Source organism: Nocardioides sp. zg-1230 (assembly GCF_013155335.1).
In the GTDB taxonomy this organism is placed as follows: Bacteria; Actinomycetota; Actinomycetes; order Propionibacteriales; family Nocardioidaceae; genus Nocardioides.
On sequence record NZ_JABJQZ010000001.1, the window covers coordinates 1162387 to 1183226 of the forward strand.

At 72.5% G+C, this 20840-nt stretch carries 17 protein-coding genes, 1 tRNA gene and 1 other RNA gene; 12 read left to right on the top strand and 7 right to left on the bottom strand.

The annotated features are described in order from the left end of the window. Positions 1-2 precede the first annotated feature (2 nt). The 3 genes from HOO61_RS05695 to HOO61_RS05705 are packed head-to-tail and all read right to left on the bottom strand — an operon-like array spanning position 3 to position 2710. A complete protein-coding gene (locus HOO61_RS05695; protein ID WP_172257647.1) occupies positions 3-1328 on the bottom strand; it encodes a hypothetical protein in 1326 nt (441 codons plus the stop codon). Then, a complete protein-coding gene (locus HOO61_RS05700) occupies positions 1321-2274 on the bottom strand; it encodes a hypothetical protein (protein WP_172257648.1) in 954 nt (317 codons plus the stop codon). The genes HOO61_RS05695 and HOO61_RS05700 overlap by 8 nt, the downstream gene beginning before the upstream one ends. 1 nt (position 2275) lies before the next feature. Beyond that, positions 2276-2710, bottom strand: a complete 435-nt coding sequence (locus tag HOO61_RS05705) for a hypothetical protein (RefSeq protein WP_172257649.1) — start codon at positions 2708-2710, stop codon at positions 2276-2278. A 203-nt stretch (positions 2711-2913) separates the two neighbouring features. Here HOO61_RS05705 and HOO61_RS05710 point away from each other — a divergent pair, with 203 nt between their 5' ends. Then, the gene (locus HOO61_RS05710; protein WP_172257650.1) at positions 2914-4428 is read left to right on the top strand and encodes a potassium/proton antiporter; all 1515 of its coding nucleotides are present in this window, start codon (positions 2914-2916) and stop codon (positions 4426-4428) included. 15 nt (positions 4429-4443) lie between these two features. On the opposite strand, the gene HOO61_RS05715 is transcribed toward HOO61_RS05710, so the two are convergent. Next, a complete protein-coding gene (locus HOO61_RS05715; RefSeq protein ID WP_172257651.1) occupies positions 4444-4947 on the bottom strand; it encodes a LytR C-terminal domain-containing protein in 504 nt (167 codons plus the stop codon). Continuing rightward, positions 4944-5243 carry a type II toxin-antitoxin system VapB family antitoxin gene (locus tag HOO61_RS05720; protein ID WP_172257652.1) on the bottom strand — a complete coding sequence of 100 codons (300 nt, stop codon included), beginning with the start codon at positions 5241-5243 and terminating at the stop codon, positions 4944-4946. Before HOO61_RS05720 ends, HOO61_RS05715 begins: the two co-directional genes overlap by 4 nt. Positions 5244-5313: 70 nt before the next feature. Between HOO61_RS05720 and HOO61_RS05725 the strand changes: the two genes are divergently transcribed. Then, positions 5314-6960 (top strand): helicase HerA-like domain-containing protein, encoded by a 1647-nt coding sequence (locus tag HOO61_RS05725; RefSeq protein WP_172257653.1) that lies wholly within the window; start codon positions 5314-5316, stop codon positions 6958-6960. A gap of 37 nt (positions 6961-6997) precedes the next feature. Here the strand turns inward: HOO61_RS05725 and eccCa are convergent, their stop codons facing one another. Beyond that, a complete protein-coding gene (eccCa, locus tag HOO61_RS05730) occupies positions 6998-10996 on the bottom strand; it encodes a type VII secretion protein EccCa (RefSeq protein WP_253941972.1) in 3999 nt (1332 codons plus the stop codon). Between the two features lie 147 nt (positions 10997-11143). Between eccCa and HOO61_RS05735 the strand changes: the two genes are divergently transcribed. From HOO61_RS05735 to HOO61_RS05775, 9 genes are all read left to right on the top strand, one after another. Further along, on the top strand, positions 11144-12511 hold the full coding sequence (locus HOO61_RS05735; protein ID WP_172257654.1) for a hypothetical protein: 1368 nt from the start codon (positions 11144-11146) through the stop codon (positions 12509-12511). A gap of 167 nt (positions 12512-12678) precedes the next feature. After that, positions 12679-12990, top strand: a complete 312-nt coding sequence (locus HOO61_RS05740; RefSeq protein ID WP_172257655.1) for a WXG100 family type VII secretion target — start codon at positions 12679-12681, stop codon at positions 12988-12990. A gap of 36 nt (positions 12991-13026) precedes the next feature. Then, positions 13027-13317, top strand: coding sequence for a WXG100 family type VII secretion target (locus HOO61_RS05745; RefSeq protein ID WP_172257656.1), 291 nt, complete (start codon positions 13027-13029; stop codon positions 13315-13317). A gap of 152 nt (positions 13318-13469) precedes the next feature. Beyond that, positions 13470-14852, top strand: coding sequence for a type VII secretion integral membrane protein EccD (gene eccD, locus HOO61_RS05750; RefSeq protein ID WP_172257657.1), 1383 nt, complete (start codon positions 13470-13472; stop codon positions 14850-14852). A 3-nt stretch (positions 14853-14855) separates the two neighbouring features. Next, entirely contained in the window at positions 14856-16280 is a 1425-nt protein-coding gene (locus HOO61_RS05755) for a type VII secretion protein EccB (protein WP_172257658.1), read from the top strand. Continuing rightward, the gene (locus HOO61_RS05760; protein WP_172257659.1) at positions 16280-17533 is read left to right on the top strand and encodes a S8 family serine peptidase; all 1254 of its coding nucleotides are present in this window, start codon (positions 16280-16282) and stop codon (positions 17531-17533) included. Before HOO61_RS05755 ends, HOO61_RS05760 begins: the two co-directional genes overlap by 1 nt. Positions 17534-17567: 34 nt before the next feature. Further along, complete coding sequence (locus HOO61_RS05765; RefSeq protein ID WP_172257660.1) at positions 17568-18635, top strand: sugar phosphate nucleotidyltransferase; 1068 nt, start codon at positions 17568-17570, stop codon at positions 18633-18635. Between the two features lie 46 nt (positions 18636-18681). Next, positions 18682-19983 carry a UDP-N-acetyl glucosamine 2-epimerase gene (locus HOO61_RS05770; protein WP_172257661.1) on the top strand — a complete coding sequence of 434 codons (1302 nt, stop codon included), beginning with the start codon at positions 18682-18684 and terminating at the stop codon, positions 19981-19983. Between the two features lie 13 nt (positions 19984-19996). Further along, on the top strand, positions 19997-20437 hold the full coding sequence (locus tag HOO61_RS05775; protein ID WP_172257662.1) for a hypothetical protein: 441 nt from the start codon (positions 19997-19999) through the stop codon (positions 20435-20437). A 52-nt stretch (positions 20438-20489) separates the two neighbouring features. On the opposite strand, the gene HOO61_RS05780 is transcribed toward HOO61_RS05775, so the two are convergent. After that, positions 20490-20575: transfer RNA gene (locus HOO61_RS05780), tRNA-Ser, on the bottom strand. Positions 20576-20680: 105 nt separating this feature from the next. On the opposite strand from HOO61_RS05780, the gene ffs reads away from it, so the two are divergent. Beyond that, positions 20681-20771, top strand: an RNA gene (gene ffs / locus HOO61_RS05785) — signal recognition particle sRNA small type. Positions 20772-20840 lie beyond the last annotated feature (69 nt).

A 20840-nucleotide genomic window follows, 5' to 3' on the forward strand; every position in this document is an offset into this window, starting at 1 on the left:
GGTCAGCCCGCGAGGAACCCGAGGTCCTGCATCCGGCTGATCTCGGCCCGCAGCTCGGGGTGCTCGGCCGTGTCGGCGGCCCGCGCGCCCGCGACGTAGAGCTGCGTGCCCTCGGCGCCGGCCGCGTCGAAGACCACCGTGAGGCGGTTGGCCGTCGAGGCGTTGATCAGCGAGCCGAGCAGGACCACCGGGTCAGAGCGGTCCTCGAGCGACAGCACCCGGGTGCCCTCGGGGATCCGGGGCACCTGGGCGGACGGGGCTCCCGCGGTGACGACCTGGTCGACCACGAAGCGCGACGAGCGGGCGGTGGCGGCGATCTCGGCGGCGATCGCTCCGCCCCCAGCCGAGCCGACGAGCATCACGCGGGCGTCGTCCTCGGTGACGGCGTCCTCGATCGCCCGCACCACCTGGCCTGCCGACGTGGTGGGGTCGGCGCCGACGAGCCGGAGCCGGCCGGTGTCGGGGGTGAGCGAACCCGGGAGGTAGGCGATGTAGCGACCGGTGCCGACGCGCTGGACGCTGATGCGACGGTCCTCCGCCAGGAGGTTGGCCATCAGCTCCTCGAGCGAGCGCGGCGCCGTCGCGGTGCTGCTGTCGACCTCCGTGACCGGCGCCTCGACCTCGACGAACGACCCCGCGGAGTCGCGGAAGGCCGACACGGCGTCTGTGGGGAACGGGTCCACGCCGATCGCCCGCAGGCCTCCGCGTGCGGCGTGGGCACCGTGGTCGGACGCGAGCGCCCCGGCGGTGAGGAGCGAGCGCATGTGCAGCCCGTCGAGCAGGCCGCCGCCACCGGACAGGTGGTCCATCAGGTCGGGGTTGTTCTCGGCGAGCTCGCTGAGGTAGGCGGTGACGCCGTCGCGGTCGAGCGTGTCGGTCTCGATCAGCCCGGCGCTCACGATCGCCCCGCCGAGCGCGACCTCCGGGGCGAGGTAGCCGATCGCGCGGCCGGCGATGGAGCCGAGGGTCTTGTAGGCCGCTTCCTGCAGCTCGTCGATCCAGCGGTAGGTGAGGACCGTGGCGCGTACGACGAGCGCGTCGGCGTCGAGCTCGACCGAGCGGGTCAGCAGCCCGTTCTTGCCCGTGGTGGCGGCCCGGATGTCCTCCTCGGCCTGCCCCCAGGTCGCCTTCGACAGCTCGCCGGAGTCGACGACGTCGTCGTCGCCGAGGATCTCGCTGCCCAGCCGGGCGCGGGTGCGCATCTCGGTGCCCGAGCTGTCGAACAGGTCGGCCAGCGCCAGCATCTGGTCGTACTTGTCGGCGGCGACGGAGGCGGACGAGTCGTCCGGCGGGCCGTCGTGGGTGCGGGGGATGTCGAGATCACTCATGCGCAAGGGCCTCCGGGGCGGTGACCTGTGCCAGCACGGGCGCCAGTTCGGTGGCCAGGTCGTCGGGGTCGACGCGGGCGACCGCGACGCGCGCACCGTCGTCGTGGCGGGGGGTCAGGGAGTGCCAGCCGTCACGGAGCAGCACCCACGACACGACGCCGACCGAGGTGGTGGCGCGCTCGGACACCTCGGCGGCGAGGATCCGCATGCGACCGCGGCCCTCGGTGTGCACGGCGGACACGGCGTCGACGGCCTCGGGGCCGCTGATCTCCCGGCCGTCGGCGAGGACGGCCCCGTCGGACTGGCCGACCAGGACCGGGACGAGGTCGGACCGGCCGGAGCGCAGCGCCTCCCCGACGGTGTCGGCGAGGGCGTAGGGGACGTCGAGCCGGGCGGGCACGTGCGAGGTGCCGAGCGGCAGGTCCTCCGGCGGGGCGGTGACCCGGGCGAGCTCGGTGGTCCACTGGTCGACGGGGAACCATGCCAGCTCGAAGACGATGCCGTCACAGGTCGACAGGCTGGCGACCGCGCCGCCGGACTGGCGGTGCCAGGCCTTGACCTGGGTCGCCCCCGCCGCGACGTCGATGTCGAGGGCGAGCCGTGGTGTCGCGAGCAGGCCGACTGCTCCGAGGAGGCCGGGGTCGGCGCCCGCGTCGGTCACCAGCCCGCGGCGGCTCAGGGTGTCCTTCGGGTCGTGGAGGGTGCGGAGGGCGTCGCTGTAGGCGGTGTCCTCCACCGAGCCCCGGCTCTGCCCCAGCCGTCCGGAGAGCGATCCCGCATCGACGGCCTCGTCGGCGTCACCGGGCAGGTCGAACGGCAGCGGCGCCCCGCCGGCGAGCTCGGCGACCAGGCGGAGCTCGGGCAGCGTCAACGCCAGGCGCCGGGCCATCGCGTCGATGAAGCTCGTGGGCGCCGGAGGGGGCGCGGTCAGGTCGATGGTCACCATGTCAGAGCCCCGGGAGCGTGATGGTCAGCCAGTCCTTGTGCCCGGCCGGGGGTGGGTCGAAGGCGAGCAGGGCGGCGTCGGTCGCGTCGGGCTCGTCCGACGCACCGTCGGACCCCGCGGAGTGGCTGGCGCGGGTGCGGGCGTCCTCGACGAGGCCGGTGGCCTTGTGGGCGCGCTGGTCGATCGCCTCCTTGAGCGTGTCGACCTCCGCGAGGTGCTGGGCCAGCGAGTCGGCAGCGGTCTCGTGGTGGGCGGCGGCGGCGCGCAGGTGCGAGGCCCGCTCCTTGACCCGCTCGCGCATCGCGTCGGCGGCCTTGCCGCGCCACGGCACGGCCTCGGCCTGGGCGACGAGACGGGCGGCCAGGGCGCGGATGTCGCCGCCCTGCTCCCGGAGCTGCGCGACGCGCTTGCGGCCCGCGGCGGTGTCGCCGTACATCGATCACTCCCTCTCGTCCGGAGACGCCTACCCGGTCGGGCGCGACCCCAAACGTCCTCTTCCTGCGCACGCGATTGTGCCGCAGGAGGCCCTCGCGGTGCAGCGGGGCGGACCGTCCACGCCGCGCGAGACGGCCGCGGCGCCGCCTGCCGGCCGATAGGATCCAGTGGCCCCGCAACCCGAAGCGCCGCCCAGAGGTGTGCATGACGTTCGACGTCCACCAGCTCGACGAGTTCGTGCTGGTCGGTGCGGTCGTGACCTTGGCGGCGATCCTGGCCGTGCGCGTGTCGGCGCGCGCCGGGCTGCCGTCGCTGCTCATCTACCTCTTCATCGGCGTGCTGCTGGGCGAGGGAGGGTTCGGGATCCCCTTCGAGGACGCCCAGGTCGCCCACGCCCTGGGATTCGGGGCGCTGGCCATCATCCTGGCCGAGGGTGGCCTGACGACCGACTGGCGGCAGATGCGCTCGAGCGTCGGCCTGGGTCTCTCGCTCGCGACCATCGGCGTGGCCGTGTCGGTGGCCGTCGTCGCCGTCGGCACCCACTACCTCCTCGGCCTGCCGTGGGAGCTGGCGATCCTGCTGGGCGCCATCTGCTCGCCCACCGACGCGGCCGCGGTGTTCTCGGTCCTGCGGGCGCTGCCGCTGCCCAAGCGCCTCACCGGTGCGCTCGAGGCGGAGTCGGGGCTCAACGACGCCCCCGTGGTCGTTCTCGTCGGCATCATCTCCACCGGCGCGGTGGGCGAGTCGGGGCTGCTGCAGACCAGCGGCCTCATCGTCTTCGAGCTCATCGCCGGCGGTCTGGTGGGCGCCGCGATCGGCGTGGGCGGGGCGTGGGTCCTGCGACGGGCGGCGCTGCCGTCCTCGGGCCTCTACCCGATCGCCGTCCTGTGCTTCGCGTTCACGGCGTACGGCGCCTCGTCGGCGCTGCACGCCTCGGGTTTCGCCGCGATCTACGTCGCCGCGCTCATCCTCGGCAACAGCGAGCTGCCGCACCGGGTGGCCACCCGCTCCTTCTCCGAGGGCGTGGCGTGGCTCGCCCAGATCGGGCTGTTCGTGATGCTCGGGCTGCTGCTGTCGCCGTCGCGGATCGACCTCGACACCGTCGTCCAGGCGCTGGCGACCGGCCTCGTGCTCACCCTCGTGGCCCGGCCCCTGTCGGTCGTGGCGAGCAGCATCGTGCAGCCCATGGGCCCACGCGACCTGGCGTTCCTGTCGTGGGCGGGCCTGCGCGGGGCGGTGCCGGTCGTGCTCGCCACGATTCCCCTTTCGGAGGGGGTGACCGGCGCCGAGGACCTGTTCGACATCGTCTTCGTGATGGTCGTCGTCTACACGCTGCTGACCGGGCCCACGCTGCCCTGGGTTGCCCGGACGCTCGGCGTCGCGCTCCGGTCGGGGCCGCGCGGCCTCGACGTGGAGGCCGCGCCCCTCGACCGGGTCGCCGCCGACCTCCTGCAGGTGACCATCGCGCCGACGTCGAAGATGCACGGTGTCGAGGTCGGCGAGCTGCGGCTGCCCCAGGGAGCCTCGGTCTCGCTGGTCATCCGGTCCGGCGAGGTGCTCGTGCCCGAGCGACGTACGGTCCTGCGGCACGGCGACGACCTGCTGGTGGTCACGCCCCGGAAGCTGCGCGACGCCACCGAGGCGCGCATGCGCCAGGTCTCGGACAACGGCCGGCTCGCCCAGTGGGTCGGCGACCCGAAGCGCCGCGACCGGGACTGACGGCGACGCGCAGCGTCACTCCGACCCGGTGGCTCGGCAGATGGTCGCGTCGGCCTCGGCGACCACCGACTCGATCTGCTTCTTCTTCAGCGACTGGAACTTCTCGCCCACCACGACGACGACGCCGGGGCCGAGGGCGTCGCCCTCGACGACCTTGGCCCGCTTGAACTGCTTCTTGACGAGGACGACGGCCGGGTTCGTCGGCTCGGACGACCAGATCTGGGTGGTGGCCGCGGGCAGCGGCGAGTCCCCGACAGTGCCCTCGACGAAGCCGCGCTCGGCCAGCTGGGCGCTCGTGGCCCCGGCCAGCCCGCTGCGCTTGCTGCCGTTGAAGACGCTCACGACGATCTGGTCGCGGCGCACCTCGGAGCCGGCAGGAACGGTCGTGTCCTCGCAGATCGCGACCGGCTCGTCCTCGGGGAACGGTTCGGTGAAGGCGGCCCATCCCCAGACGGCGGCGACCGCGACCACCAGGGTGAGGAAGGCGAGCGTGAGCGCCGACCGGGCGGCGCCCGTCATCCGGCGTCCGCCTGGTGGACGCGCGCGTGCAGCACGCTGCGCTGCTGGAGCGCGGCGCGGAGGGCGCGGTGCAGGCCGTCCTCGAGGTAGAGGTCGCCCTTCCACTGCACGACGTGGGCGAACAGGTCGCCGTAGAAGGTCGAGTCCTCGTCGAGGAGCGTGTCGAGCCGCAGGGTGTCCTTGGTGGTCACCAGCTCGTCGAGCCGCACCTGGCGCGGGGGCAGGTCGGCCCAGCCGCGCGAGTCGAGCCCGTGGTCGGGGTAGGGCCGGCCGTCGCCCACCCGCTTGAAGATCACGGCGGTGATCATAACGACGCCGCCCCGAGGGACCTCGTCGTCGCCTCCCCACGTGGCTAGGCTCGCCGGCATGAGCGAGACCCCTGAGGCCCAGCCGCCGGCGGCGACCGACCCGATCTCGGACCCGGTCCCCGACCCGATCTCGGACCCGATCTCGGAGGCGGTCGCAGCCGGCTACCGGTTCGAGGGCGAGGCCCTCGAGCTCGGCGGCCTGATGCTGGACGCGGAGCGCCTCAGCGACGTACGCATCCGCATCCCGCTCGCCATGCTCAACCGTCACGGCCTCGTCGCCGGAGCCACCGGCACCGGCAAGACGAAGACCCTCCAGCTGCTCGCCGAGCAGCTCAGCGCCCACGGCGTCCCCGTCTTCGCCGCCGACATCAAGGGCGACCTCTCCGGCATCAGCGTCCCGGGCGAGCCCAGCGACAAGCTCACCGCGCGCACGTCGAGCGTCGGCCAGGAGTGGACGGCGACCGGCTTCCCGACGGAGTTCTACGCGATCGGCGGCCAAGGCATCGGCGTACCTGTCCGGGTCACGATGAGCGCGTTCGGCCCCACCCTGCTCGCCAAGGTGCTCGGCCTCAACGAGACCCAGGAGTCCTCGCTCGGCCTGGTCTTCTACTACTGCGACAAGCAGGGGCTGCCGCTGCTCGACCTGGCCGACCTGCGCGCCGTGCTGCAGTACCTCACCGGCGACGCGGCCGGCAAGGCCGAGCTCAAGACGATCGGCGGCCTCTCGCCCCAGACCGCCGGGGTCATCCTGCGCGAGCTGGTCGCCTTCGAGGCGCAGGGCGCCGACGTGTTCTTCGGCGAGCCGGAGTTCGAGACCAAGGAGTTCCTGCGCACGGCCGAGGACGGCCGCGGCATCGTCAGCCTGCTCGAGCTGCCCAACCTCCAGGACCGGCCGGCGCTCTTCTCGACGTTCCTCATGTGGCTGCTCGCCGACCTCTTCCACGACCTGCCGGAGGAGGGCGACCTCGACAAGCCCAAGCTGGTCTTCTTCTTCGACGAGGCGCACCTGCTGTTCAACGACGCCTCCGACGCCTTCCTCGACCAGATCGCCCAGACCGTGCGGCTGATCCGGTCGAAGGGCGTCGGCGTCTTCTTCGTGACGCAGTCGCCCACCGACGTACCCGACGAGGTGCTCGGCCAGCTCGGTTCCCGCGTCCAGCACCAGCTCCGCGCCCACACGCCCAACGACGCCAAGGCGCTCAAGGCGACCGTCAACACCTACCCCACCAGCGCGTACGACGACCTCGGCGAGGTCATCACGTCGCTCGGCATCGGCGAGGCCGTGGTCACGGTCATGAACGAGCGCGGCGCCCCGACCCCCGTCGCGTGGACGCGGCTGCGGGCGCCGGAGTCGCTCATGGACCCCGCCCCCACCCCCGACATGGAGACGGCGGTCGCGGCCTCCCCGCTCACCGCGAAGTACGCCGAGGCGATCGATCGCGAGTCCGCCCGCGAGCTGCTCGCCAAGAAGCTCGAGGAGGGCGCCCGCAAGGCCGCGGAGGACGCCCGCGTCAAGGAGATGGCGCGCGAGCAGAAGAACGCGCGCGTCACCGAGAAGTCCTCGCAGCCCTCCTCCCGGCGGTCCGCGCCGAAGGAGGAGGACAGCATGATGGAGAGCGTCGTGAAGTCGCGGGCGTTCAAGGACTTCATGAGCACCGCCGCCCGCGAGATCGCCCGGGGGATGTTCAAGAGCGGCCGCCGGTAGGTCCCTCGCGTCAGCAGCCGCCCCAGCCGGGCGGAGGTCACATGGTCGGGTCGAGCCAGGCCAGCTGGGCGGTCTGGGTGCCGCCGTCGCGGGTGACGACGCGGGCGCGGCCCTCGGGGGCGGGCTGCGGACGGAGGTTGCCGATGAGTACGCCCTCGTCGCGCGGACCGGACAGCATGACGCCGGGCATCGCGAGGTCGCGGAGCGACTGGATGACGGGTTCGTAGAGCGCGCGGGACGCGCCACCGGTGCGCCGCGCGACGACGACGTGCAGGCCGACGTCGCGTGCCTGGGCCATCAGCGGCTGCAGCGAGGACACCGGTGAGGACTGCGCGGTCGCGACGAGGTCGTAGTCGTCGACCACCACGAAGACCTCCGCGCCCGTCCACCACGACCGGCTGCGCAGCTGGTCGGGCGTCACGTCGGGACCGGGGATGCGGCCCTCGAGGTAGCTCGCGATGTCCTTGAGGGTCGGCGTCGCCTGGGTCGCGGAGGTCAGGTAGTTGAGGAGGTACTCGTCGGGCACCTCGCCGAGCATCGAGCGGCGGTAGTCGACGAGCACGATCTGCGCTTCCTTGGGCGTGCGGGTGCGCATGATCTCGTGGACGTAGGTCCGCAGCAGCGCGCTCTTGCCGGACTGGCCGTCGCCGAAGATCAGCATGTGCGGCTCGGCGTCGACGTCGAGGCCGATCGGCGCGAGCTCCTTCTCGTTGATGCCGAGCAGGATGTGCTTCGCCGGGACGTTGCGGCGCACGGCGTCCTCGCGGACCGCGTCGAGCGTGACCTTCTCCGGCAGCAGCCGCAGCTTGGGTCCCTGCGGGCCCTTCCACGCGGCGGCCATCCGGTCGATGAGATCGTCGACCCCGTCGCCGAGCGTGTCGGCGTTGCCGTCGCCGTCGATGCGCGGCAGCGCGCCGAGGAAGTGGAGCTTGGACGGCACCAGGCCGCGCCCGGGACGACCGACCGGGACGAGGGCAGCGACCTTCCGGTCGATCTCGCTGTCGAGCGGGTCACCGAGCCGCAGCTCGAGCTTGGAGCCGAAGACGTCACGCATCGCGGCGCGGTAGTCGGCCCACCGCGTGGAGGCCGTGACGATGTGGAGGCCGAAGGTCAGGCCGCGAGCGGCGAGCTGCTGGATGTCCATCTCGAGGTCGTCGAACTCGGCGCGGAGCGTGCTCCAGCCGTCGATGACGAGGAAGACGTCGCCCCAGCCGTCGTCGGCGCGGCCCTGCGTGCGCCGCGAGCGGTAGGTCTCGATGGAGTCGATGCCGTTCTGGCGGAAGTACGCCTCGCGGCGGTCGACGATGCCCTCGACCTCGGCCATGACGCGGCGTACGACGTCGGGCTCGGAGCGCGTCGCGACACCGGAGACGTGGGGGAGCCGGGTCAGCGGCGCGAACGTGCCGCCGCCGAAGTCGAGCACGAAGAACTGCGACTCCATCGGCGTGGTCACCAGCGCCATGCTCGTGACGATGCTGCGCAGCATCGTGCTCTTGCCCGAGCGCGGGCCGCCGACGACGGCGACGTGGCCGGCCGCGCCGGTGAGGTTGAGCGTCATGGTGTCGCGGCGCTGCTCGCGCGGACGGTCGACGGTGCCGAGCGGGATCACCAGGCCGGGCACGTTGCGCCACTGCGGCGACGTGAGGCCCAGGTCGGGGCTCTCGACCAGGTCGGGCATCAGCTCGTCGAGGGTGTCGGGCACGTCGAGCGGCGGCAGCCACACCTGGTGCGCGGCCGGCCCCTTGCCGACCATCCGCGTCACGGCGATGTCGAGGAGCGAGGGCTGCTCCCCCTGCTGCTGGGCCTGCGGCGCCGCCACCTCGGCGACCTCCTCGGTCGGCTCGAGCGCCTGCACCTCCGAGATCGTGAACGGCAGGATGCCGCGGATGGCGCCGCCCTCGTCACGGGTGACCCGGGTGCGGCTCGACGGGGGCCCCGAGACGTACGCCGCCTTGAACCGCAGCAGCGTGGACTGGTCGGGCTTGAGGTAGCCCAGGCCCGGCACGGCGGGGAGCTCGTAGGCGTCCGGCACCCCGAGCACGGCCCGTGACTCGCCGGCGGAGAAGGTGCGGAGACCGACGCGGTAGGACAGGTGGGACTCGAGGCCGCGCAGGCGGCCCTCCTCGAGGCGCTGCGAGGCGAGCAGGAGGTGCAGGCCCAGCGAGCGGCCGAGGCGGCCGATGGCGACGAAGAGGTCGATGAACTCGGGCTTGGCCGAGAGCATCTCGGAGAACTCGTCGACGACGATGAACAGCGACGGCATCGGCTCGAGGGGCTCGCCGTTGGCGCGGGCCTTCTCGTAGTCGCGCACCGACGCGTAGTTGCCGGCGTCGCGCAGCAGCTCCTGGCGTCGCGTCATCTCGCCGGACAGGGCGTCCTGCATGCGGTCCACGAGGGTGAGCTCGTTGGCGAGGTTGGTGATGACGGCCGAGACGTGCGGCATGTCGGCCATGCCGGCGAAGGTCGCGCCGCCCTTGAAGTCGACGAGCACCAGGTTGAGCTGCTCGGACGAGTGCGTCATGACCAGTCCGAGCACCAGCGTGCGCAGGAACTCCGACTTTCCGGAGCCCGTCGCTCCGATCACCAGGCCGTGCGGGCCCATGCCCTGCTGGGCGGACTCCTTGATGTCGAGGTGGATCAGGCCGCCGGAGTCGCCGATGCCGATCGGCACCCGCAGCCGGTCGCGGGCCGGCCGGGGGCGCCAGGCGGTGGCGGGGTCGTAGCTGAAGATGTCGCCGAGGCCGAGCAGGTCCATGTGGTCGGGGGTCGTCGAGGTGATGTCGACGGCGCCGCCGGCCGACGACGACTCGGCGCTCGCGGTCTTGAGGGGCGCGATACGGCGCGCGAAGGCCTCGGCCGTGGCGATGTCGCACTGGTCGGCGAGGGCGCGGACCGGCTCGCCGCGCAGGCGCAGCGCGCTCACCGGGCGCTTGCCCAGCTCGTCGGGCGCGTCTGCGAACTCCAGGCGCAGCCTCGTCGAGTCCTCGAGCTCGTCCCACCGGCTCGGCAGGTCGAGCAGCGTGACGCCGTGCAGGCCGTCCGGCGGGACGATGTGGTTGCCGGGGGGCAGGTGGCCGCCGTCGATGACGAGCAGGATGTGGGGTGTGGCGGCACGCTCGTCGGCGCCGAAGCGGGGCCGGTCGCTGAGGTCGGGCGGGAGCAGGCTGCCGAGGTCGTCGAGCGAGGTCGAGACCAGCCGCATCGGGCCGACCGCGTCGACCTCCCGGGTGCTCTGGGCGTGGGGCAGCCACTTGACCCAGTCCCAGTGGGTGAGGTTCTGCTCCGAGCTCAGCACCGCGACGATCAGCTGGTCGGGGTTCTGGAACGCCGTCGCGGAGCAGATCATGGCGCGCGCCGTCGAGCGGACCTCCTCGGCGTCGCCGCACAGCTCGATCCGGTCGAAGGCGCGCAGGTCGATCGACGCCGGCAGGTTGGGCTGGAGGCGGTGCACGACGAGCAGCCGGTGCAGGGCCGACGCCGCGGCGGGGTCCACCTGGTCGACCGGGGCGCTCTCCGGCGGCACCAGCTCCAGCGACAACGGCTGCGAGCACAGGCCGTAGCGCACGTGCAGGAAGTTGTCGTCCGACGCGGTGTGCTCCCACAGCCGGGTGCGGTCCTCGGCCAGGGAGGGCAGCGCGGAGGGCTCGGGGTGGTGCCAGTTGAGGGCCCGGCGCTGCTGGTCGGCCGCCTCGCGCGCCACCTTGCGGATGTTGCTGAGGTAACGCAGGTACTCCGTCCGTGAGCCGGTGACCTGCTGCGCCCGCTGCCTACGCTGCCGGTCGATCTGGACGATGATGAAGCCCAGGGTGGCGAAGAGGAACATGCCCGCCGCGAGGAAGCTGCGGCTCTTGTTCGCGCCGCCCATGGTCGCGACGAGCACGATGGAGCCGAGGCTGCCGAGCATCGGGATGGCGTTCATCAGCACGCCCCCGGCGCCCTCGCCCTCCTGCAGCTCGGGCGGCGGCTGCAGCACGATCTGGCCGCCCGGCATCTCCGGCTCGTCGAGCCTCTGGCCACCTCGCAGTGTCGTGCTCAACGCGTCCCCCAGTGCCGTGCCCGATGAAGTCGCCCCGATGATAGGTGGGCTGCCGCACCGCCCGCACCAGCGACTGCTCTCCAGCGGACCTGCGACTACTCTCAGCGCAACGGTGCTCGTCGGGCGGGCAACGCGAAGGGGGGATCCGTGTCGGACGTCGCGATGTCCAGCAGCGCTGGCGCGACCATCGCGGTGAGCATCCACGGCCCGGCCGGGGTGCTCGACCTGGTGGTGCCGACCGGCGCCACCTCGGTCGACGTGGCACGCGAGTACGCCAAGCAGGCGGACGTGCCGGGCATCCCGCTGCTGCAGACCGCCCTCGGCGAGCGACTCAACGCGGCCGTCCCGCTGGGCGAGGCGGGCATCCAGCCCGGCGACGTCCTGGTGGCGACGACCGGCGTGCACCGGCCACGTCGGGTGACGCTGCTGCAGGCGGCGAAGAACGCGCCCGAGAGTCCCGCGCTCGCCGCCATGATCGCCTGGGTCGCCGCGCTGGTCGCCGCCCTTGCTGCCTGGTACGCCGGTCGCGCGGGCGACGACGTCGTCCGCACCGTCGCCGTCGGGTTGCTGCTCGCCTGCTCGCTCGTCGGGGTGCTGCCGCTCGGCCGCCACGCTCGTCAGCGTGCCGCCGCCGCTCCTGCGTTCGCCGCGGCCGCTGCCTTCGCGGCCCTCTACGAGCCGGGTGTCCACCTGCTCCCCGCCATCCTCGGCGCGGCCGGGATCGCTGCAGCGGTGGTCGCCGGGATCGGTCGCGCGCTGTCGGTCGGCAGCGACGAGGTGAGCACCGTGTGGATCGTCAGCGGGCTCACCGTCTTCGCCTGCTGCGCCGTGCCGGCCATGCTGGGCTGGGACGCCCGGGTCGCCTGGACCCTGCTGGTCTTCCTGTCCATGATGGCCGCGCGGTTCGCACCCTCGCTCGCGGTCGACGTGCCCGACGACGCTCTGCTCGACCTCGACCGCCTCGCCGTCACCGCGTGGTCGGCCCGCGACACCCAGCGCAGGAGCCGTCGTGGCCGCATCGTCGTCGCCTCCGACGCCATGGAACGCCTGGTGCACCGCGCCTCCCGCATCGTCACCGGTGCGGCGGCAGCGATCCTGGTGACGGTCCTCGTCGCGAGCCCGCTGCTGCTGCACGCTGCGACCATCGACCTCGACCGCATCGGCGCCCGTTGCCTGGTCTTCTTCGCCGGGTGCTCGCTGCTCCTCGCGGCCCGGTCCTACCGCCACGCCGCTGCGCGCGTGCTGCTGCGCCTGGCCGGGCTCGGTGCGCTGGTGGCGCTGGCGGTGCACCTCGTCTCCGGGCCGGGTGCGGGTCACGTCGACACGTTCTTCTACGTCACCGTGGCGCTCGGGGTCATCGCCCTCGCGGCGGCCGTGGCCACGGGCCGCGGGTGGCGGTCGGTGTGGTGGTCGCGCCGCGCCGAGGTCGCGGAGTCCCTGTGCGGCAGCCTCGCCTTCGCCTCGGCCGTCGTCGCGGCAGGCGTCTTCCGCCGTCTGTGGGAGATGACCTCGTGACCCGCGCCGGCGTCGATCGGTGGATTCATGTTTAGCCCGAAACCGGTCGGGTAGATGCACGTCAGCGCGGGGGGCCGGGACGTCTCCCCGAGCACCGGATCACCAGTCCAGTGAGTCACCAACACACACACTCGGTCGGTTCGACCGCCGAGGGAGAAGGATCTTTCATGAGCGAGATGTACGGCCAGACAGAGAAGGCCCTCTCGAAGGGTGCCGAGGCCGTCGACCAGGCGCGCGCCGACGTCAAGAACAAGTGCGGTGTCCTGTCCGGCAACATCCAGACGATGATGGGTGGATGGGGCGGCCAGGGTGCCACCGCGTTCAACAACCTGATGATCGCCTGGGACCAGAAGCAGGAGACCATCCTCAAGGCCCTCGACCAGCTCTCGGCCTCCATGAAGGAGACGGAGCGCGACAACGTCTCGACCGACGAGTCGCAGTCCGCCACCCACGCCAACCTCCAGGGCCGTCTCGGCTGACGCCGACACCCGACTTCTGAGATCTAGGAGATCGACATGACTTTCGACGGAATCAAGGTCCAGCACGGCAGCCTCGACGCCGGTGCGGCCGACGTGATGAAGGCGGCCAAGGACATCGAGGCCCGCCTCGACCAGCTCGAGAACGAGCTCAACCCCCTCAAGTCGGACTGGAACGGTAACGCCAAGATGGCCTACGACCAGGCCAAGGCCAAGTGGGACCAGGCGATGACCGAGATGACCCTCCTGCTCCAGCAGGCCAGCCAGGGTGTCGACGCGTCCAACGCCGAGTACAAGGCTGCCGATGCCCGGGGCGCCAACCGCTTCTGAGCAGCGCACACCGTCCGAGGCCGGTCGTCCCTCCGGGGACGTCCGGCCTCGCGGCATTTCAGCGAGCGGCTGTCGCCTAGGCTGCTCCCCGTTCAGTGCTCCGGCCCCTCGGCCGACGCAGGTGCGTGCAAGGACAATCAGGGGGAACACCAATGAGTCAGGGGTCCTCGGTCGCCTCAGGCCTGGTCCGGGTGACCATCGCCTCGGGATCTCGACGGGTCGATCTCGTGCTGCCGGGCTCGATCCCGGTCGCCGAGCTCGTCCCTGAGCTCGCCCGCTCCGTCGGCCTGCTCGACGCCTCCACGGTCTACGGCGGCTACCGCCTCGTGACCCAGGAGGGGCGGATCCTCGTCAACAACGCCGGCCTGACGATGCAGGGCATCGAGGACGGCGGCCTGCTCACGGTGACCGCCGGGGTCGACGACAAGGCTCCGCGCGTCTACGACGACGTCGTCGAGGCCATGGCCGACGTCGTGGAGAACGAGCTCAAGCCGTGGGAGCCCGCGGCGGGGCGGCGTACGGCGCTGGGCGCGGGCAGCATCCTGCTCGGCCTCGGCGCGCTGGCGCTCCTCCTGCAGGGCGAGAGCGTGCTCGGCGGCGTCGCCGCCGCGGTCATCGCCGGGCTCCTCGTGGTCGGCGGCATCGTGCTGACCCGCGCGCAGGACGAACCGGAGGCCGGGGTCGCCGTGTCGCTCCTGGCCGCCCTCTACGCCGCGGTCGCCGGGCTGCTGCTCGCGCCGGGCGTGCTGCCCGCCTGGAGCTGGCCCCTCGACGACGCCTTCTTCACCGACCCGCTCCTCTACGCCGGGCTGGGCGTCCTCGCCGTCGGCCTGGTCGCCGTGGTCGGCCTGCAGGACGGCCGAGCCCTGGTCATCCCTGCCGTCGTGGTCGGTGCGGTGGTCGTCGCCGGCACCGTCCTGATCCGGGTCTTCTCGCTGGAGCCGTCCACCGTCTTCGTCGTCCTGCTCACCCTCGTCGTCCTGGCCGGCAGCATCTTCCCGTGGCTCGCGCTCGGCGTGACCGGCACCAGCGTCGACCAGCTCTACTCCTTGCACGACATCACCGCCGACCCCGACGAGATCGACGCCGACGAGGTCGCCGACGACGCCCGGGTCGGGCACGAGATCCTGCTCGCGGTCTCGGCAACGGTCGGCACGCTGCTCGTCCTCCTCGCCCCCTTCGCGGTCGGTCGCGGCGTCTACGGCACCGTGCTCGCCGCCGTGTGCTGCCTGGCGGTGATGTTCCGCACCCGCCAGTACCGCACCGGTTCGGAAGTCCTCGCCGGCCTCGTCTCCGGCATCCTCGGCCTGGTCTCGGTGGCCGTGTCGATGCTGCTGATCCACGACGGCTGGCGCGCGGGAGCCGCCATCGGCCTCGCAGGCATCGGCGCCGTGCTGCTCGCGCTCACGCTCGTCCCGGCGTCGCCGTCGGTGCGACGCGGCCGCATGGGTGACGTGGTCGAGACGATGACGCTGCTCGCGCTGCTCCCCCTGATGGTGCTCGCGGCCGGCTTCGTCTCCGCGGTGGCGGGCTGATCGATGGCCACCAAGAAGGACCTGGTCGAGGCGCACGCCTTCAGCCGTCGCCGCCTCGTCACGGCGTTCGTATCCGGTGCTCCGGGCGGCCGCGAGGTGGAGCCCGTGCGACCGGGCCGCGTGCTCATCGGCGGCGTCGCGCTCTCCGTGCTGCTCCTGGCCGGGGCGGCCATCGCGGGGTTCCTGCTGGGCCGGCCGCCGGCGCAGTGGCTCGACGAGGGCAGCTTCGTGATCTCCAAGGACACCGGCGAGCAGTACGTCGTCCTGCGCGGCGGTGACGACCCGCTGCTCCAGCGGGTGCCCAACTACGTCTCGGCCCAGCTGCTGCTCGGGCAGGCCGAGCTCACCCCCTACACCGTCCGCGACAAGTACATCCGCACCGTGCAGCTCGGCGAGGACCTCGGCATCGACGCCGCCCCGGCCAGCCTCCCGTCGGCGGGCGAGCTGGTCGACGACGGCTGGACCGCCTGCACCGGGGACGGCGTCGGCATCAAGGTCGCCGTGCAGCGCGAGCACACGGTCGAGGACCTGGCCGGGTCCGCCTTCCTCGTGCGCAGCGACGGCACGACCTGGCTGATCGCGACCGCGCCGCCCGTCGGGAGCGAGCAGGGGAGCGCCTACCGCTTCCCGATGCCCGAGGACGAGACGCAGTCCTCCACGCTTGGCGACAGGCTCGGGTTCGGTGCCTCGGCGACCGAGGTCGACGCCGACTGGCTGAACCTGTTCCGGCTCGGCGAGCCCCTCGAGAAGTCGTCCTTCGGCATCACCCGTCCCGGTGAGCGCGTGCCCTACGGCAGCACCGGCACCGACCTGTCGCGCTACCGCATCGGCGACCTGCTGCTCTCGAGCAGCGGGTCCTACTACCTGCTCGGCGACGAGAAGCCGGAGCGGCTCAGTGACTTCGCGGGCATGGTCTACGGCGTCGTCGAGCAGCCGGCGCAGGAGCTGCCCGGCGACCTGTCCGCGTCGTTCGGTGACCCCAGCACGCCGGCGGAGTGGCCCACGGAGGTCCCGCAGCCGGTCGACAACGGCGCGCTGTGCGCGGTGCTCCACCCCGCGACCGGTGCCGACGCCACCTTCAGCCTCGCCACGAACCCCACCGGCGCGGCAGACCCCTACGCCGCCGACGTACGACCCGGCCGGCACGCGGTCGACGTCGAGCCCAGCGCCGGGGCCTACGTGCTGTCCGGCTCCGGTGAGGCCGCCGACGCCGGCACCCGCTACGTCATCGACCCCAAGGGTGAGAAGTACGAGCTGGTCGGGTCGGAGGTGCCGGACTTCCTCGGCTACGGCGACGTCGACCCGCCGCTGGTGCCGAGTGCCTGGCTGGAGTTCTTCGAGCCGGGGGTGCAGCTGTCGACCAACAGCGCGCGCCGGGTCCCCGAGGACGCCCCGCCCGCCGACGACGCGACCGCGGACGCGGGCTGATGGTCCGCCCGTCCCAGCCGCGCCGCGCCGCCGTGCGTACGACGTTCGCCGCGGGCCTGCTCGCAGCGTCGGTCGTGCCGCTGGGCGCGGCCCCGGCCGCCGCCGACCACGATGCCCCCTGCAGCGTGACCGAGGTGCCGGGCTCGGAGCGGCTGGCCGACACGCACGCCAAGGACAACCCCGCCCTCGAGCGGATGCACGTCGAGCAGGCCCAGGAGCTCGCCACCGGCCGGGGCGTGAAGGTCGCCGTGATCGACAGCGGGACGGTCGGCATCGAAGGCCTCGACGTCACCGGCGGCGCGGCCATCGCGGGCGTCAACCCTGCCACCCGCCTGTCCGGCCACGGCACGATCGTGGCCGGGCTCATCGCGGGGCCGCGGGGAGTCGCACCCGATGCCCAGGTCTTCGACGTGAAGGTCTACGACTCCGAGGACGCCGACACCACCCAGGGTGAACGACCCGTGACCTCGGCGGGCATCGCCGCGGGCATCGAGGCCGTGATCCGCGCGCAGCCGCAGCAGCAGGTCGACATCGTCAACATCTCCCTCGCCGTCCGCGAGCCCGACCCCGCGCTCGAGGCGGCGGTCGCGCGTCTCGTGGACCTCGGCGTCGTCGTGGTGGCGGCCGCGGGCAACGCCGCGGTCGGCACCCCCGACTCCGGCTTCGAGGGCACGCCCGACAACGACGCCGACGTCTTCCCCGCCGACTACCCCGGCGTGCTCGCGGTCAGCGCGATCCCGCCCGGTGACGAGAACCCCAGCACCTACGTGCTCCCCAACCTCGACACCGACGTCGCCGCCCCGACGCTCGGGGCCGTCTCGGTCAACGCGACGCAGCAGGTCTGCGTCGTCGACCAGGTCGCGACGTCGTGGGCGAGCGCCGAGGTCAGCGGGGTGATGGCCCTGCTCAAGCAGCGCTTCCCCCGCGAGACGCCCCAGCAGCTCGTGGCCCGGCTGCAGGCCACCACCGAGGGTGCAGGTGCTCCCGAGGGCCCGGACGGCAAGGCGGCCAACCCGTGGACCGGAGCGGGTGTCGTCCAGGCGCACGACGCCCTCACCCGCGAGATCAGGCCGGGCCGCCAGGGCAAGGTCGAGACCACGGTCCAAGAGGTCCGTGCCGACGCCCAGGCGCCGCCGGCGCCCGAGCGGATCGACCTCTTCGGCACGCCCCGCGCGATCCTGCTGTGGTCGGGCCTGGTGGCCGGTTCGCTGCTGGCGCTGGCCTTCATGCTGCGCCCGTTGCTGCGACGTTGAGCCGCGGCCGATGCTTCCATGATGGAATCACGCCATGCCTGACACCTCGGACGCGCCCGTCGCCGTCATCCTAGCCGGCGGCCAGGGTTCACGCCTGTGGCCGATCAGCCGCGACCGCGCCCCCAAGCAGTTCCAGCCGGTCGTGCGCGACCGCCCGCTCCTGACGGGCACCATCGAGCGGCTCAGCGAGATCGTCGATCCCAGCCGCATCCACGTCTCCACCCGCGCCCGCTTCGCCGACGCCGCCCGCGCGACGCTCGGCCCGGTGCCGCCTGAGAACCTGATCCTCGAGGAGGACCCGGCCGGCCCCGCGACCGCGTTCGCCCTCAGCATCGCGACGCTGTCGCACAAGTACGGCAACGCGCCCGCGCTGATCGCCCCCTCGGACCACCTGATCACCGAGGAGGACGCCTTCAACGAGGCGTCGCGCGACATGCTCGAGCAGCTCGACCGGACGCCCGAGTCCATGGTGGTGCTCGGTGCCGAGCCGACTCGCTTCGACCCGAGCCTGGGCTACATCCACACCAAGGGCGGCGACGACGCCGTCCAGGTCATCGACTCCTTCCACGAGAAGCCCGACGAGGACGTCGTGGGTGAGCTCGGCGAGTCCGGCAACCTCTACTGGAACACCGCCTGCTACGGCGTACGGGTGGGTCGGGCGTGCGAGGCCTACCGCAGCGCGCTGCCCCTCATCTTCGAGTCGATCGAGCGGTTCGCCCGCGGCGCCACGGCCGAGAAGGCCTACCGCGGTGCCGCCATCGGCGGGCACGAGATCTACCCGCTGATGTGGGCCGGGATGGAGTGCCTGGTCGTCCCGCGGCAGCTCGGGTGGACCGACGTCGGCACCTGGCCCCGCCTGGAGCGGGTGCTCCACGACCAGCGGGTCACCTCGATCGGCCCGGCCCTGCAGCTCGACGCCGAGGACACCCTGGTCGCCAGCATGGACGGCCGACCGGTCGTCACCCTCGGCGCGCGGGGCCTGATCGTCGTGACGCACGAGGACGCCGTCTACGTGCTCGACCGGCAGAAGGCCCTCGACACCGGCATTCTCGAGCGGCTCCGCTCGCTCCTCGCGGCCAGCACCCGCGAGGACCTCCTCTGACGCCGCTTCCGCGGACCCCTGGACCACGCCCCACCTGAAGGAACACATGTCCCACGAGAACAGCCAGCACATCGTCGTCGTCGGCACCAAGCCCGACATCATCAAGCAGGCGCCGATCTACCACGAGCTGCGCGACCGCGGCCACGACGTCGTGCTGTGCCACACCGGCCAGCACTACGACCACAACCTCTCGCAGTCGATGCTCGACGAGTTCGGCGTCCGCGAGGACATCAACCTCGAGGTGCGCGGCGGCGTCAACGACCTCGTCTCCGGCATCACGGCCAAGCTGGCGCAGTACCTGCGCGGCTTCTCCGAGCGCGGCGGCTTCCCCATCACCTACGTGCACGGCGACACGACCACCGCGATGGCCGGCGCTCTCGCCACCTTCGGCGAGCGTCAGGCGCTGGTCCACGTCGAGGCCGGGCTGCGCACCCTCTCGCCGAAGCCCGAGGTCCTCAAGGGCTGGCTCGAGCAGGGCGCCGACCTCGACTGGGCGTCGTTCCGCGAGCAGTCGATCGACCGGAACAGCTGGGCCAAGGGGAGCCGCGAGCCCTCGCCCGAGCAGTTCAACACCCGCGTGGCCGACGCCGGCTCCGACCTGCACGCCGCCCCCGTCGAGCTCAACCGCGAGTTCCTCGTCGACGAGGGCTTCGCCCCGGCGGCCATCGACGTCGTCGGCAACTCGGTCGTCGACGCCCTCGCGCAGGCGATCGCCGGCAGCGACAAGAACCAGGTGCTCGAGAAGTTTCCGCAGATGGGCGACGGGTCGTTCCTCCGCTTCTGCGTCCACCGGCGTGAGAACACCACCAACCGGGAGCGCTTCAACCTGCTGATGGACGCCATGGAGGCGCTGCTCGAGCAGGGCCACCACATCCTCTTCATCCGCCTCCTCGGCACCGAGGCCGCGATCGACAACTTCGGGCGCCGCGAGTGGCTCGAGGACCTCGAGGCGCGCTACGGCGACGCGCTCATCTCGACGCCCGTGTGGGACAGCTACCTCGACGTCGTCGCTGCGATGTCCATGTGCGCGGTCATCGTCACCGACTCCGGCAGCATCGTGGAGGAGGCCAACGTCCTCGAGGTGCCGTGCGTGACCCTGCGTTTCGGGTCCGACCGCTCCGAGACCTTCCTCGCCGGCAGCAACTTCCTCGCCCCGCCCGTCGACAAGGACCTGATGACCAGCGTCATCCACAACGTCTTCGAGCACCGCGCCGAGCTGTCGTGGGACCGCGTCTACCCCGAGAAGGCCTCCGCGATGCTCGTCGACGCCGTCGAGCGACGTCTCGACGAGGGGAGCCTGCTGATCTCCGAGGAGTGGCGCTACGGCCTCAAGGCCCAGCTGCGCTGAGCGTCGTACGCCCGTGCTCGTCACCAACCACGTGCTCACCGGAGCACTCGTCGGGCTCGCCTGCCCCGGACCCGTCTCGGCGTTCGTGGCCGGTGTGGCCTCGCACGTCGCGCTCGACGTGGTTCCCCACTGGGGCGATCGACCGATCGACGAGGTGATGCCGATCGCGGTCGCGGACGGCCTCGCCGGCCTGACCGCGATCGCCGTCGTGTGGCGGCGTACGCCGGCGCGGTGGCGGCTGCGCGTCCTCGCCGGGATGGCGGGGGCGTCCGTGCCGGACCTCGACAAGCCCGGGCAGGTCGTCCTCGGCGCCTCACCCTTCCCGCGGGCCGTGGACGACCTCCACGCCCGCATCCAGACGCGGGAGTCCGCCGACCGGATGCCGCAGGAGATCGTGGTCGGGCTGGGGACGGCGGCCGTGCTCGCCGTGGTGCTGCGTCGGCTCCGCGCGTGACACCCGGTACGACGAGGGCCCCGCACTGAACGGTGCGGGGCCCTCGTGGCGGCGGAGGTAGGGGGATTCGAACCCCCGAGGGCTATTAACCCAACCCGCTTTCCAAGCGAGCGCCATAGGCCACTAGGCGATACCTCCGCCGAGGAGAGTACCGGTCGGTCCGGTGGGCGGTGAAATCGCCTGCCGACCCCTGGGTGTGGGCCGGGTTTGGGTGCCGGTCCCGGGCTCACCTAGACTCCCGGCAACCCCCCACGCGGCGTCACCTCGCCCAATTCCCCCAGGGCCGGAAGGCAGCAAGGGTAAGTGAGCTCTGACGGGTGCGTGGGGGGCCTCTTCATGCCCGGCCGCGTCTCCGGCTGCGTGCTCGTGCCGCCGCTGTCCACGCGCAGCTCTCCCACGGTGG

What these genes read in the sequence shown, in the direction of transcription:
- HOO61_RS05695 (WP_172257647.1), bottom strand. Translation starts at nt 1,328, where the DNA reads ATGAGTGATCTCGACATCCCCCGCACCCACGACGGCCCGCCGGACGAC.
- HOO61_RS05700 (WP_172257648.1), bottom strand. Translation starts at nt 2,274, where the DNA reads ATGGTGACCATCGACCTGACCGCGCCCCCTCCGGCGCCCACGAGCTTC.
- HOO61_RS05705 (WP_172257649.1), bottom strand. Translation starts at nt 2,710, where the DNA reads ATGTACGGCGACACCGCCGCGGGCCGCAAGCGCGTCGCGCAGCTCCGG.
- HOO61_RS05710 (WP_172257650.1), top strand. Translation starts at nt 2,914, where the DNA reads ATGACGTTCGACGTCCACCAGCTCGACGAGTTCGTGCTGGTCGGTGCG.
- HOO61_RS05715 (WP_172257651.1), bottom strand. Translation starts at nt 4,947, where the DNA reads ATGACGGGCGCCGCCCGGTCGGCGCTCACGCTCGCCTTCCTCACCCTG.
- HOO61_RS05725 (WP_172257653.1), top strand. Translation starts at nt 5,314, where the DNA reads ATGAGCGAGACCCCTGAGGCCCAGCCGCCGGCGGCGACCGACCCGATC.
- HOO61_RS05740 (WP_172257655.1), top strand. Translation starts at nt 12,679, where the DNA reads ATGAGCGAGATGTACGGCCAGACAGAGAAGGCCCTCTCGAAGGGTGCC.
- HOO61_RS05745 (WP_172257656.1), top strand. Translation starts at nt 13,027, where the DNA reads ATGACTTTCGACGGAATCAAGGTCCAGCACGGCAGCCTCGACGCCGGT.
- eccD (WP_172257657.1), top strand. Translation starts at nt 13,470, where the DNA reads ATGAGTCAGGGGTCCTCGGTCGCCTCAGGCCTGGTCCGGGTGACCATC.
- HOO61_RS05755 (WP_172257658.1), top strand. Translation starts at nt 14,856, where the DNA reads ATGGCCACCAAGAAGGACCTGGTCGAGGCGCACGCCTTCAGCCGTCGC.
- HOO61_RS05760 (WP_172257659.1), top strand. Translation starts at nt 16,280, where the DNA reads ATGGTCCGCCCGTCCCAGCCGCGCCGCGCCGCCGTGCGTACGACGTTC.
- HOO61_RS05765 (WP_172257660.1), top strand. Translation starts at nt 17,568, where the DNA reads ATGCCTGACACCTCGGACGCGCCCGTCGCCGTCATCCTAGCCGGCGGC.
- HOO61_RS05770 (WP_172257661.1), top strand. Translation starts at nt 18,682, where the DNA reads ATGTCCCACGAGAACAGCCAGCACATCGTCGTCGTCGGCACCAAGCCC.